Source organism: Wolbachia endosymbiont (group A) of Aleiodes leptofemur, assembly GCF_964028465.1.
In the GTDB taxonomy this organism is placed as follows: domain Bacteria; phylum Pseudomonadota; class Alphaproteobacteria; order Rickettsiales; family Anaplasmataceae; genus Wolbachia; species Wolbachia pipientis.
In genome coordinates, this window is the sequence record NZ_OZ034782.1 from 708,525 (window position 1) to 722,077 (window position 13,553).

At 35.2% G+C, this 13,553-nt stretch carries 10 protein-coding genes and 1 pseudogene; 7 read left to right on the plus strand and 4 right to left on the minus strand.

Going from position 1 to position 13,553, the window contains the following annotated elements; genetic code table 11:
- Nucleotides 1-146: 146 nt before the first annotated feature.
- Entirely contained in the window at nucleotides 147-599 is a 453-nt protein-coding gene (locus ABWU67_RS03895) for an ankyrin repeat domain-containing protein (RefSeq protein WP_353281703.1), read from the minus strand.
- A gap of 712 nt (nucleotides 600-1,311) precedes the next feature.
- Between ABWU67_RS03895 and ABWU67_RS03900 the strand changes: the two genes are divergently transcribed.
- Nucleotides 1,312-4,098 (plus strand): ankyrin repeat domain-containing protein, encoded by a 2,787-nt coding sequence (locus ABWU67_RS03900; protein WP_353281705.1) that lies wholly within the window; start codon nucleotides 1,312-1,314, stop codon nucleotides 4,096-4,098.
- A gap of 3 nt (nucleotides 4,099-4,101) precedes the next feature.
- Here ABWU67_RS03900 and ABWU67_RS03905 read toward each other — a convergent pair whose 3' ends face one another.
- From ABWU67_RS03905 to ABWU67_RS03915, 3 genes and pseudogenes are all read right to left on the minus strand, one after another.
- Entirely contained in the window at nucleotides 4,102-4,866 is a 765-nt protein-coding gene (locus ABWU67_RS03905; protein WP_353281707.1) for an Rpn family recombination-promoting nuclease/putative transposase, read from the minus strand.
- On the minus strand, nucleotides 4,863-6,410 hold the full coding sequence (ltrA, locus tag ABWU67_RS03910; protein WP_353281708.1) for a group II intron reverse transcriptase/maturase: 1,548 nt from the start codon (nucleotides 6,408-6,410) through the stop codon (nucleotides 4,863-4,865). The genes ABWU67_RS03905 and ltrA overlap by 4 nt, the downstream gene beginning before the upstream one ends.
- 633 nt (nucleotides 6,411-7,043) lie before the next feature.
- Nucleotides 7,044-7,289 (minus strand): annotated as a pseudogene (locus ABWU67_RS03915) (PD-(D/E)XK nuclease family transposase); the annotation flags it as partial.
- 770 nt (nucleotides 7,290-8,059) lie between these two features.
- Here ABWU67_RS03915 and ABWU67_RS03920 point away from each other — a divergent pair.
- From ABWU67_RS03920 to ABWU67_RS03945, 6 genes are all read left to right on the plus strand, one after another.
- On the plus strand, nucleotides 8,060-9,766 hold the full coding sequence (locus ABWU67_RS03920; RefSeq protein ID WP_341822101.1) for an ABC transporter ATP-binding protein: 1,707 nt from the start codon (nucleotides 8,060-8,062) through the stop codon (nucleotides 9,764-9,766).
- A 195-nt stretch (nucleotides 9,767-9,961) separates the two neighbouring features.
- Nucleotides 9,962-10,180 carry a hypothetical protein gene (locus tag ABWU67_RS03925; RefSeq protein WP_010962563.1) on the plus strand — a complete coding sequence of 73 codons (219 nt, stop codon included), beginning with the start codon at nucleotides 9,962-9,964 and terminating at the stop codon, nucleotides 10,178-10,180.
- Nucleotides 10,181-10,273: 93 nt separating this feature from the next.
- Complete coding sequence (gene argS / locus ABWU67_RS03930; RefSeq protein WP_010962564.1) at nucleotides 10,274-11,980, plus strand: arginine--tRNA ligase; 1,707 nt, start codon at nucleotides 10,274-10,276, stop codon at nucleotides 11,978-11,980.
- Nucleotides 11,981-12,074: 94 nt separating this feature from the next.
- A complete protein-coding gene (locus ABWU67_RS03935; RefSeq protein ID WP_010962565.1) occupies nucleotides 12,075-12,299 on the plus strand; it encodes a hypothetical protein in 225 nt (74 codons plus the stop codon).
- On the plus strand, nucleotides 12,277-12,579 hold the full coding sequence (locus ABWU67_RS03940; protein WP_233395579.1) for a type II toxin-antitoxin system RelE family toxin: 303 nt from the start codon (nucleotides 12,277-12,279) through the stop codon (nucleotides 12,577-12,579). Before ABWU67_RS03935 ends, ABWU67_RS03940 begins: the two co-directional genes overlap by 23 nt.
- Nucleotides 12,580-12,904: 325 nt before the next feature.
- Nucleotides 12,905-13,060 carry a hypothetical protein gene (locus tag ABWU67_RS03945; RefSeq protein ID WP_341822103.1) on the plus strand — a complete coding sequence of 52 codons (156 nt, stop codon included), beginning with the start codon at nucleotides 12,905-12,907 and terminating at the stop codon, nucleotides 13,058-13,060.
- The last annotated feature ends 493 nt before the right edge of the window (nucleotides 13,061-13,553 follow it).

Below are 13,553 nucleotides of genomic sequence, written 5' to 3' on the forward strand. Positions count from 1 at the left end.
AATTTAAATTAGCTGCGTAAATTCACTGTGATTTACATGCCTATCAGTGCTATGCAACAAAGCCATACCGCATCCAACACCTACCGCTAATGCAGCTATACCGCCAAAATACTACCAAAGTTGGGTCTATTGGAGTTTCACCGTATCTATTTTTTTACTAAGGGATTAGCTCCTTTGTCTAATAGAACTGTTACTACCTCTGTATGGCTGTTTCTAGCAGCTATATGTAGAGGAGTCCATTCATAATTGTTTTTCTCATTAACATTAGCTCCTCTGTCTAATAGAGCTATTACTACCTCTGTATGACCAAATTCAGCAGCTATATGTAGAGGAGTACATCCATCATTGTTTTTCTCATCAACATTAGCTCCTCTGTCTAATAGAGTTGTTACTATATCTTTATAGCCATGCAAAGCGGACAGATGCAACAATGCAAATTTGATATTAACTTCTTTATTGTTTGATGATACATCAAACAGGTGTTCTAAATCAAAGGATTTTTGTTCCCACTTTTTGTATGTCTCTCGAAATTTTTCTTTTAAAATTCCTTTTATTTGTTTAAACACATCACCCTTGGTTAGGTTTACTGCTGCTAGCACCTCTCCCCATTGTTTATGTTCTGAAATTACCAAGTATCCTCCATCTTCACTTAGTGCAGTTGTTCAACTGGACTGTTACATCCTTTAATAGGGAAGTCAAGTAGCTTCAGAGACATACTAACTAAAAATTAGTGTTATAAAAATCTTGAATGTTTACTTTTTTAAAAAACACGAAGATAGTACGTATGTTTGTGAGAACGCGCCTTGTAAAATAAGGTTGTGAAAACAAAGGTGTGAAATTTTTGCAACAAGGTTAGGAAAATTAGTTCATATGTAAATGTGACAAAAGTAGTCTAATATAGATGATTTTATGGTATAGTAAAATTACTATAAATAAGAGTTCGAACGTATCACATGGAAGACCAACGCATCCCAAGAAAAACAGTTCTCACGTTTCTTGGTTTTGCTTGCTGGAAATGGTTATTTTGCTTGAGATTTTAATAATATATAATGCTAAATTAACAATAATTTATCTAGAGATAACAGAGAAATTTATGATAATTGTGTATTTTTAATAAAAAAAATTTTTCTATTAGTATAGTTCTTTTTGTAAAAAATGTTTTTAGCTTTTTCATCACTTTATTGCTCAAATAAACTAAAGTATTGATAAAATGACAAAATATATATATTATCGAATAGTAAGAATCATCAGATGAAATCTAATTGGTTGTTTATGGTATCTATTGGGTTGGGTTATTTTAGGTAGTAAGTTATGTATTCTATATTTTATTGTAAGGGGTTTAATGACCATGATTTAGGTGATGGCGAAAGTCCTTTAAGAAAAAAGTTCAATGCAATAATTGAAGATTTAGAAGAAAATAAAAGTACAAATCAGGGAGATATAAAGCTAATACGTGGCAAGGGAGGTGTTAAGTATTTTCGGGCTAAATTAAGTGATAGGGACAGATTATTATTTAAGGCTATGAAGCATGGTGACAAAGATATTTTTGTTATTTTAGAAGTGATTCTGAATCATGATTACAGAAGGTCAAAATTCTTAACAGATGAAAAAAAAATTGAAAACATAAAAATAATAGATCAAAACAGTAAAGAAGTTTCTGATAGTACGGGTGAAGTGAAGATTAGAGATGCTCCACAAGTCTGTTGGTTAGGTAATTTTATCACTCTTAGTGCAAAGCAAGAAGATATAGTTGAAAATGCTAAAGATTTACCTTTAGTTGTTAGTGGATCTGCTGGTAGTGGAAAGACATCTGTAGCTTTGGAAAAACTAAGGAAAATAGAAGAGGAATTTAAGAAAGGAAGAATTTTATATATTACCAAGTCTGAAAATCTTATAAAACGATCAAAAGAATTGTATGAATATGTATACTGGGATGAAACTGCTAATGACTTCAAGATTGGCATTCCAGATAGAATTGAGTTCTTGTCTCTTCATGAGTTTCTTGAAAAGCAAGCAGAAGGTATAAAAGGAAAGAAGCCGGTTGATAGAAATAAGTTTTTTTCATGGTTCAATGAAATATGTAAGAAAGATAGATTTAAAGAATATAAAAAAGATGGGGATAAAATATTCGAAGAATTTACAGCTGTAATAGCTGGAGGAGACTTAAAAAAAGAGGAATATAAAGAGTTAGGAAAGAGACAAGCTATATTTTCTGAGGAGAAAAGGGATCATGTCTATGGTCTTTTTGGAGAGTATAAGGAATTTATAGAAAAAGATTCAGAGTATTATGATCCTAATCTTATCGCTCATAAGTGTACTGAAGAAAAAGTTTATGATGTAGTTGTTATAGATGAAGTCCAAGATTTAACTGAAAGCACATTGAGTTCAATATTGAAGAGTTTAAAAGATGGAAGTAAGGATAATTTTTTATTATGTGGCGATGTTAATCAAGTGATACATCCTAGTTTTTTTTCTCTATCTAAGTTGAAGTCTTTTCTCCATAAAAATGCTGCTGACAAAGAACCATCAGTTTGTTTTCTTGAAAAGAACTATCGTAATAGCCAGCAAGTTATTGAATTATCCAATCGTATATTACACTTTAAGAATTATTGTTTTGCTTCAGAAGATAAGATAACAGAAGAGGAAAAAAAGCTTTTTTTCATGAAAAGTGATACTGAGAACGAGGGTAATGTCGACTTTACCGCTGAGGATAAAGAGCAAGAGATGGCAAGAAAAGTACCTGAGTCGATAAATTGGGCTGTTTTAGTTCTGAATGATGAGAGTAAAGAAGATGCTAGTAGATTGTTTAACACTCCACTTGTGTTTAATATACATGAAGCCAAAGGCTTGGAGTTTAAGAATGTGATTCTTTACAAGTTTATGTCCCATGAAGCTTACAATGAAGTATGGAATATAGCAAAAAAAAAGACAGATGAAGCGAAGATTGAAAATGCTATTAAGAAAATCCGTGATTCGTATCACGCAAAGAATGTGAAAACTTCAAGAAATAAGGATAAGGGAGATAAATCTTCTGAGGAATATAAATTCTATATGAATGCCCTGTATGTTGGAGTTACTCGAGCTATTAATAGTGTCTATGTTATAGGTAATGAAGGAAAGTGTAATTTATTGCGGATAATAAAATCGGAGAGAGTTAGTAATACAGATATTAAGAAAGAAGAATCTACTCCTGAAGAATGGAGAAATATGGTGCTAGAGTTAATAGATAAAGGAAACATAGAGCAAGCTAAAAGTATAGAAGAAAAATTGCGACAAAAAAAAGAAGAAAAATATGCTAAAGAGATTATGAATGCATTGAAAGCTAAGGAGTATCATGAAGAACTTCATAACTCAGATAAGAACAAGCATACAAGTTCAGTGTTAGAGAGTGATATAAGTTCTAGGTCTTCACAAAGCTCAGAACATGAAGGAAAAGAAGATGATATTAGCAAACCTCAAAATAAAAAGGGTAAACATAATAAAAACAAAAAGAAAAAAGCTAAAAAATGTCATCAAGTTCAAGAGGTAAAACCACAGCTTTCTTTAGAAGATAGTACTAATAGAAAACACAATAGCAAAAAGCCTCAGAATGAAAAGTATAAACAGGATTTAAATGACGAAAAGGAATCAAAAAGATTAGAGAAAAATACAAAGGAGTTATTTTCAGCTTTAGAAAATGGTGATTTGCAAAAGGCTAAGAAGTTAATTAAGAAAGGAGTTAATATTAATGCTGAGGATAGCAACGGTTATACTTCTTTACATATAGCAGTGGTAAGACGTGACATGAATGTGATTAAATTTCTTCTGAAGCATAAAGCTGATATCAATGCTAAAGCTGAGGGAGGTTATACTCCTTTACATCTTCCAGCAGAAGTAGGTCATAAAGATGTAGTTGAGCTTCTTCTGCAGCATAAAGCTGATGTTAATGCTAAGATTAAGGAAGGTTTCACTCCTTTAAGTATAGCAACGCAAAACGTCCACAATGATATAGTTAAACTTCTTCACAAATATACTAAAGAAAACTCTCAGCCTAATAGTAATCTTAATGGCGCTTTTGTTTCTAATCATTCTTCTCAAGCTCAAGGCTTTAATGGATAAAATTTAAATCCTTAACCTTTTGATTTCATCTATTGAAAGGCCTGTGATTTCAGCGATAACATCTATAGAGACACCGGCCTTGAGTGAGTTTTTTGCAACTTCGATTTTTTCTTCTTGTCTACCTTCTTGTCTACCTTTTTCATGACCAACTTTAAGACCCTCATCAAATTTTTCAGCAAAAGCAGCAATCTCATCCATTATGCGTTTTTTCATTTGCTCATATGCTAGTAACTCTTCTTCTGACCAATTAAACTTATTCATTTCTTCATAAGCTCGTTTTATTATTACGTCACTACCAACTATTTTATCTAGGTCCTCTTCGCTTGTTTCTGCTGCATATCGGAAAAAATAACACCATTTTTCTACTATATTTTCTAGTTGGTCTTCTTTTGTCTTTGTAAATTTAGGTAGTTCTATGAATACGAAGTAAAAATCCTTTAAGTCATGTTCAAAGCTATTTTGATCTAAAATGACATGATTAGATTTGTACTCAGCCTTATCTGGAAAAATAATACAATCAGCAACAGCAATAAAGATAATTTCTTTGAGGTTATGATAATCATCACCTTGATCAGCTTGACTTGAGTAGGCTTTGGCAGCATAGTATTGAGCACGCTTTTCGAAGCCTTTGGTCTTAGTAAACTGGTCAGGTAAGGAAGCAGTATTACTACTACCCCCTCCCTTAGAAACGCAGCATGCAGGTTTCCCAACACTACGCTTGAGCCCCTTATCTAAGTTCTTCTTTTCTAGAACCGGCTTGTCCTTCATGATTCCTCAGGAAACATCATTCTTAATGGTGACACCAACAGTAGAGAACCTTCTCTTGAGAAAGAGCTTGCTAACATTCTTGTTCGTTTCACTCTCTCATCAAAATACTTTTTCCATTTTAAGTCAAGGGGATTTGCATCCGCTCTGATTTTAACATGTCGTCTGATAGGTATATCAATCAGCTTAAGCAGTCTTAAATACCGTATCTCTTTTGGTTTGTTCTTGCATAGGGGTGCAGCAAAAACCCATTGGCGTTGACCCATTACTTTGAAGTAACGATTCTTTATCCAACGTAATCCTTTACGAGGATGTCCTTTCTTTGCCCATTTCCATAAACTATGCCAAATTTCATTGTCGATCTTTCTAAACGCTTTTTTAGCACACACATGGTGATAGTAACTTCCCCATCCTCTCAGTAGAGAGTTGAGTGACTTAATTACTATAGCCTGAGTGTTCGCTATATTTGCTTTTATCAATGTACGTGCTTTATTAAGAAGTCTTTTAATACTTTCTTTCGAAGGTTTAATAATTAACTTCTTATTATATCTACGTACATTACAACCAAGAAAGTCAAACCCTGTTGTGATAGATGTAATCTTTGTCTTCTCTTCTGACAGAATTAAACCTCGCTCATGAAGAAAAGATGATACTAAAGGCTTAACTTCCTTTTCCAGTACTTCATGTGTGAAACCTGAAATAATAAAGTCGTCTGCGTATCTGATTACATTCACTCCACTTCTGATTTTGTTTCTTTTTCTACTGCCGAGTTTACCAAATCGACTTTCCAATAACTTTTCAAGTCCGTTTAAGGCTAAATTGTCTAGTATTGGAGAAATTATACCACCTTGCGGGGTACCTGCAGTTGTGGGATACAGAGTTTTTGATTCTAGGAAGCCAGCTTTTAACCAACTATGCAGAATTTTTTTCTCCATAGGAATATGCTTCATAAGCCATTCATGATTAATGTTGTCAAAGCATCCTTTGATATCACCTTCAAGTATCCATTGTAGTTGATTACGACTTGCCGGTAACAAATGACAAGCTACTGTAGCATCTGCACAGGATCTTTTAGGTCTAAAGCCATAGGAGTGACGATCACTGATCGTTTCAGCTATCGGTTCCAGAGCAAACAGATATAATGCTTGCATGGCTCTATCTTTTATCGTGGGTATTCCAAGAGGTCTTCTTTTGCCATTAGATTTACTGATATAAATCCGTTTTAGCGGAGAAGGTTTATATCCTCTTTGCTTTAACTGCTTTATTCCTTGAAATTTAGCATTGCAAGTTGACCATAGTTGACGATCTACACCCGCTGTGTTTTTTCCTTGGTTTTCAGTTACTCTCTTAACAGCCAAAGCTTTTCCGCTAAAAGAGCGTGTGAGAAGATGTTGTAAAGTTTTTACCTTACCCCATCTTCCTTCTTGGACAGCCTTAACAATACATCTTTGTAGCCTCACAATAACTTTCTGGCATTTCTTCCATGGCAACTGCTTCCATGCTTCAAAGCTTTTGGTAGATGCACTTACAGGTTTACTTGTAATCATCTGCTTTCCTACCTTAAGTGGTTAACAAAGTTTCTTGTCACGAGGGACCAAACGGAAGTCTGCTCGTTTTCACGCGAATTAATGTTACAAATTCTATCCATTTCGTTACAAAATGGCATTCGCTTTCTCCATTCTCCTTTACCTGCACTTCCATCAGCATTCCTTGCGGTTTGCTTGCCATGTAGGCGAAAATACAGGCTTACCCTGTTTCTCCATTCATACAATAGTGGGTTAGGTGGCTTCTCTATACCGGTGGAGTTATTATTTGCGTACATCTAGAAATGAAAAATGTAACTTATCCACATTACCTTTTGGTCAGAGCTTATCAGCATCTTTAGCTCTTTCATCGTATCGGTACTTATAAAGCTTCACTTACGTTCACCATACCACTAGCCTAGCCCTCCAACCACATGATGCTTGCAGTTTATGCCCCTCTCACGATTGAGCATCTTCTTTTTCAAGAGGAGGTTCATTGTCCGCATCGCTTGGCACCAACCGGTTGCCCGATTCGCACTGATGCGTAGACTCAGACGGCAAAACATCTGGTTTAATAAGTTTTAGAATCCTTTCAGTTTCTTTCTGAATGAATTCCTCTCCTTTTAAACAATATGACCGAAGACTTTCAGGTCGCACCATTTCAATCACATACCTAGCCCCACTAGAGTCCCTGCAAAGAACATCAACTATACTTTGCTTATCAGAGGCAATTTCAGGATCCATTATAGTACTGAGGAATTCCACTTCTTGTATAGTATTTATCTCGGTAAACCCTAAAATATCATTCAAAAAATGTATGAGAATATTCTTATTTTTTTCAGTGCCAAAGATTCTTTTAAAGGTTAAATCCAGCTTAGGCTCGAGAAACTTAGATAAAGCCATAGCCAAAGTGCTTAAAAATATTAATAATTATACACTATTATTAACAATTATTCAACCATATTTTTGAAGATAGCTATGCCGCCGCGAACCGTCATACCGCCGCGGTATCTCTTAACATAGATCCCTTACTTAACCGTCATACCTTAACATAGATCCCGCTAACACGTAGCGGGATGACGATTGTCGTTTAGCCATAAATACTTAAGAAATTTACCAAACGAAAAAAAAGGCAAAAGAAGCCCTAGTCATTGTCTATTTTCAGTATTGGCGTTTTTTAAGTCTTAAACACTTCAATTTAGCTGCTTTTAAATGCAACTCACCTTAGTTTAAATGTTTAAGAAATTTACTAAGCAGAAAAAAAGGCAAAAGAAACCCCGTGTTAGCTAGTTGTCACTCTCTAATCCTGTAAATTGGCGTACTATACTGTCTTAAACGACTTATAAGCGCGTTTCAGCTTATATAGGTAAAAACCTAGAAATGTTGTGAAGACATAAGGTGCACATAGTGCAAAAAATTAAAAATAAGACGCCAACTACGTTGTTTTCTTGCTGTTTAATCTGCACAGATGAAGATAACTGAATACCTTCAATACCATGATAAGAGGACTGGCGGAGTTTGTCAAGCAAGTTTTTCGTTTCTGCGGGCTACTACCCTTTCTTGGTGGACTAAAATCACAACAGCTGCAGAACCTAAATTGCTTCATACTACACCTTTCCCCTTTCCCCTGAAACTAAAATCTATATACTTAACTTTAGAAACTTCAAAATACGATGCGATCTAATATTAGGCAGTTATTTTACTATATAAAGCCTAATCTATCCTATTTTGTCATAGCTTTTATTGCAGTTTTATTTTCAGCCTTAACGATCCTCCTCTTTGGCAGAGGCTTAAGCAATATAATTGATTCTGGCACAGAGCACGATTTTACTACCAAACTATTAGTTGCAATACTTATAGTTTTAGCCATTTCTCTCACTGCATTTACTCGGTTATATTTCATTGGCATTGGCAGCGAGAAAGTTATCGCAAGAATCAGATATGACTTATATAGCAGTATCACTAACTTGCAACCAAGTTTCTTTGAGAACACAGGCGTACAAGATGTTATCTCAGCGTTAATTACTGATACCTCTGTGCTGCAATCAATAATAAACAGCAGCTTACTAACCATATTACGAAATTTTGTGATTCTGATTGGCAGTGTTGCTATGTTATTATATACAAATATACAACTAACTGCGTATGCAGCCGCAATAATACCTATACTACTCATTATCATGACCTCACTTGGAAAAAAAGTGCGTAGCTATGCACGCTTTGCCCAGGATAAATTAAGTGAGCTTGCGTCATTTAGTGAGGAAAATTTTAGATCTATAGTGACTATCAAATCGTTTGTACTCGAAGAAAATGAAAAAACCCGTTTTAAGGAGTATTTAAACTCAGTATCAAAATCATACGTAAAATTAGTACTCTTGCGTGCTATTCTAGTAACTCTAGTTATCACGTGTGTGATAGGTTCACTAGTTGTTTTGCTCTTTTTTGGTATTAAAGAAGTCTTAAGCAATAATATAACTATTGGAAAACTCTCCTCATTTGTGTTTTATTCAGCGCTCGCAGCAGGAGCTATAAATAATTTGAGCGATAATATCAGTGATTTACAACGAGGTCTTGGAATAGTAGAGCGTTTATTTGAATTTAAAAATATGAAAAGCTCTATAGCAGATCCCGATGATCCTATAAAAATTTGTAGTGTTCAAAAGGGAATTTCGTTTAATGGTGTAACATTTTTTTATGCTGATAAGCCAGCATTAGATAACGTATCATTTTCTATAGAGGCAGGTCAAGCAGTATCAATTGTTGGACCATCTGGCAGTGGTAAAAGCACCATTTTAAAGCTTCTGCTCCGTTTTCATGATCCAAACAAAGGTAGCATTACTATCGATGGGCACAATATTAAGTCAATTGCGCTAAATGACCTCAGATCGTTGTTTGGCTTAGTGCCACAAGATCACATGATATTTTCTTGCTCAATAATGGAAAATATACTATATGGCAAACCAGGTGCCGAATATGAGGAAGTGAAGCAAGCAGCCATCAGCGCTTATGCGATGGAATTTATTGATAAGCTGCCTGATAATTTTGATACATTTGTAGGAAAAAGAGGATTAAAACTTTCTGAAGGACAAAAACAACGTATTGTAATAGCAAGGGCCATACTCAACAATCCTCAGGTTTTAATACTGGATGAAGCAACCTCTGCCCTTGATTACAAAAGTGAGAACCTCGTGCAAAAAGCATTGAGCAAGTTAATGCAAAACAGAACAACAATCGTAATTACACACAGGCTATCAACCGCACTCAAGACTGACAAGATTATAGTAATTAATCATGGAAAAGTAGAAGAAGTAGGAACTCATGACTTTCTAATGAGTAAAGACGGGCTGTATGCAAAACTGGCGAAGATACAGTGGAATTGAAAGAAAATTTAAATCATACCGCTAGTTGATATGCTAGATTTATAATTAAAATTATTAAATTTTTAATTTTATTATTTTATAATGGTTCCATAGTTATCCGGAAATTTCGTGATCTGTAGTTTCTTTCATTCACGTTATATTCATAGCTTGTTCTATCTTAATGTAATTCCAATTTTGACTGTATAGGAGGTCTCTATGTTAAAACATAACTATAGTGATAAAATCAATAATCGCTATTCATATACTAACAAATTTTCTTATAGTGATGAGGGTGTAGACGAGACGATCAAGGATAAAATCACAACTGAAGATCAGGTAGTAACTGATGATGTTGAAGAGCCTGATGCTGGTAATGATGGTTACAGCGAAGGTATGGCTTTCTCTTACCATGGTTACGGCAACGACTTAATATAAACTCTGATCCAGGAAGATAAAATAGTTAAGATAAACCTTCAACTAGTCCCACTTATTCACTATACTGCTATAGATTTTATAGCAATATAGTGAATGAACATTTTTAAGCAGATTTCTTCTCTAATCTTTAGTAAATTGAATGAGTTGAAACAAAGGGGTGTTATAAGCACAAGTGCAGCAAACTTTATCATAGAGCCTCCAAGCAATAGAGTCCATGGAGACATTTACACAAATGTTGCTATGGTGCTTGCAAAGCATGAAAAGAAGAATCCCATTGAAATTGCAGAGGTTTTAGCCAAAGAATTTGAACTTTTTGATGAAGTTGCAAAAGTGGAAATAGCAGGCTCTGGTTTCATCAACATGCACTTAAAAATAGAAGTGTGGCATGGAATTTTAAAACAAATAAATGAGCTAAAAACAGAGTTTGGCACCCTAGATATAGGGAACAATCAGGCCATTAATGTTGAATTTGTATCTGCAAATCCAACTGGTCCACTGCATATTGGTCATGCAAGAGGGGCAGTATTTGGTGACGTTCTGGCAAATTTATTGAAAAAAGTTGGTTATAAAGTTACTAAGGAATACTATATTAATGATGCTGGAGCGCAGATAGATACGCTAATTCGGTCAGTATATTTGCGGTATAAGGAAGCTCTGGGAGAAAAAATCAGCATCGAAAAAGGTTTATACCCAGGTGAATATTTAAAACCAATAGGGACTGGGCTGGCCAAAAAATATGGCGCAGAGCTTCTAGAAAAGCAAGATAATCAAGTGATTAGAGACTATACTTTAAGTTCTATCTTAGAAATCATAAAGGAAGACATGAACTTACTTGGAGTAAATCATGATGTTTTTACTTCAGAGTATGAGCTACAAAAAAGTGGCAAAATTGAAGAGAGTATAAAGATATTGTCTGACAAGGGTCTAGTGTATGAAGGGTACCTGGAGAAACCAAAAGGCAAAGAAAGCGAAAATTGGACTTCCAGAAAAGAGATGCTATTTCGCTCTACAAAATTTGGTGATGACGTTGACCGTGCATTGAAGAAAGAGGACGGCAGTTGGACTTATTTTGCCTCGGATATCGCTTACCATTTTGATAAGATATCGCGTGGTTTTAACAATATGATCGTAGAGCTTGGTAGTGACCACGGCGGTTATGTCAAAAGACTCAAAGCAGTCGTCTCTGCGCTCAGTGATGATCAAGCAAAAATAGAGGTAAAACTGCATAATATTGTGAATTTTTTCGAGAACGGCAAACCTGTTAAGATGTCCAAAAGATCAGGAAACTTCCTAACAGCAAGAGATGTAGTGGAAGAAGTTGGCAGGGACATAACTCGTTTTATAATGCTAACACGCAAGAATGATATGGTCTTGGACTTTGATTTTGCTAAAGTTAAAGAACAGTCAAAAGACAACCCTATTTTTTACGTGCAATATGCGCATGCTCGTGCTCATTCGTTAATGCGTAATGCTCCAAAAGAGCTCCCAACAGCAGATCCTTCACTTTTAAGGACAGGTGGAGAGCTCTTCCTCATAAAAACCTTAGCAAAGTGGCCAGATGTGGTAGAAATTGCAGCAAGGCTTTGTGAGCCACACAGAATTACTTTCTACTTACTTGAAGTTGCAGAAGCGTTTCACGTTTTATGGGGGTATGGCAAGAGTGATTTAAACATGCGTTTCATACTGGAAGACAACTTAAACCTCACCGCTGCAAGAATGTTTCTCGTGCAGGCCTTAGCACACGTCATCGCTTCTGGACTTTCTATCTTCAATATAGAGCCTTTGGAAGAGATGAGTTGATTTTTTTATGCAAGATTGTTTTTTCAACGAATAGAGAAGTTGACAAAATTAAGTAAAAATGTTATAGCTTATAGTAGTATTTTCTGGTTAATATATGGCTCACAGTCAAAAAAAGCTCAATGTTAATGTAAGTTTTGACAGTAAATTGGCTCAGTATCTTACAGAAATGGCAGAGACTCAAAATAAAACTATTCCTGAAGTTTTAGTAGATTTAGTGGAAGAAGAGTTCGAAGAAGATGTAGAGCTATCCAAAATAGCTGACGATCGCCTCTCTGAAGGTGAAGAAGAAGTAGAGGATGATGAAAACATCTGGAAATAAAACTTACACTATAAAATTCTTAAAAAATGTTATTGAAAAAGAAATTCCAGCTCTTCCGGCAAAGATTAAATTAATGGTTCAGGAGGCCATAAAGAAACGCCTTACAGTTGATCCTTTTAATCTAGGAAAGCCTTTATGTCATAGCTTTAGAGGGCAATATAGGATAAGGGTTAGCAACTACCGTATAATTTACATCATAAATCATTCAGAACGTAAAGTACTTATTACTGCAGTGGGGTATAGAAAAAACATTTACAAACACAGAAGATTACACAATTAAAAATATAAGAAAGATCTCACCGCTGCAACTTGTCCAAGCCTTAGCACACGTCATTGCTTCTGGACTTTCTATCTTTAATATAGAGCCGTTAGAAGAAATGAGTTGATTTTTTTTGTTACAATATGTAATGATCAAAATATTATTCAAAGTAGGGTAAAGTTATGACGATCAGTTTTAGGGAGTATTCAACTGTATTCACTGAAGTTGCGGAACAGACAGATTTAAATGGAAATAACATAATTGAAAGAATAAAAGGGCATTAGCATAGATCCCGCTAACAAGCAGCGGGATGACGGTTGTCAGGGTGTCAGGCTAGTACCTTCTCTTGTCATCCCAGTGCCCAGACACTGGGATCGAGAAAAGTTTGCTTGTGAACAAGCAAACTAGCATGGAAAGTGGTTACAACATTTTCGATGAGATTATATGGAAAACTGTATTCCAGTGTCAAGCACTGGAATACATCACAGGGGCACTGGAATGACACCCTTTACGGGCTCTTAAATTGCAACTATAAATGTTTAAGAAATTTACCAAATAAAAAAAAAGGCAAAAGAAGCCCAATGGTGGTTGGCTATTTACTATGTACTAAAATATCGGCGTTTTTTTTATTCTAAAACGCTTGATTAAGAGCGATTTAGCTGCTTTTAACTTGCAACTAACCTACACCGCAAGTGTTTAAGAAATTTACTAAGCAGGAAAAAAGGCAAAGAAACCCCGTAGTAGCTAGCATTCAAATTCTCCCTTGTCAATTTGACGTTTTTTGCTGTCTTAAACGCTTTGTAAGCGCGTTTCGGCTTATATAGGTAAAAACCCAGAAATTTTTAAAGACATGCGATGCACGTAGTGCGAAAAATTAAACATGAGACGCCAAATACCCTAAGTTTTTTGTCATTAACCTGCACAGATTGCGAAGATAAATAAATAGCTTCAGTTTCATGATAAGGGGGTTGGCGAAGGGTGTCAAGTAATTCCGT

Coding starts and splice junctions, on each gene's coding strand:
- ABWU67_RS03900 (WP_353281705.1), top strand. CDS start 1,312: ATGTATTCTATATTTTATTGTAAGGGGTTTAATGACCATGATTTAGGT.
- ABWU67_RS03905 (WP_353281707.1), bottom strand. CDS start 4,866: ATGAAGGACAAGCCGGTTCTAGAAAAGAAGAACTTAGATAAGGGGCTC.
- ltrA (WP_353281708.1), bottom strand. CDS start 6,410: ATGATTACAAGTAAACCTGTAAGTGCATCTACCAAAAGCTTTGAAGCA.
- ABWU67_RS03920 (WP_341822101.1), top strand. CDS start 8,060: ATGCGATCTAATATTAGGCAGTTATTTTACTATATAAAGCCTAATCTA.
- ABWU67_RS03925 (WP_010962563.1), top strand. CDS start 9,962: ATGTTAAAACATAACTATAGTGATAAAATCAATAATCGCTATTCATAT.
- argS (WP_010962564.1), top strand. CDS start 10,274: ATGAACATTTTTAAGCAGATTTCTTCTCTAATCTTTAGTAAATTGAAT.
- ABWU67_RS03935 (WP_010962565.1), top strand. CDS start 12,075: ATGGCTCACAGTCAAAAAAAGCTCAATGTTAATGTAAGTTTTGACAGT.
- ABWU67_RS03940 (WP_233395579.1), top strand. CDS start 12,277: ATGATGAAAACATCTGGAAATAAAACTTACACTATAAAATTCTTAAAA.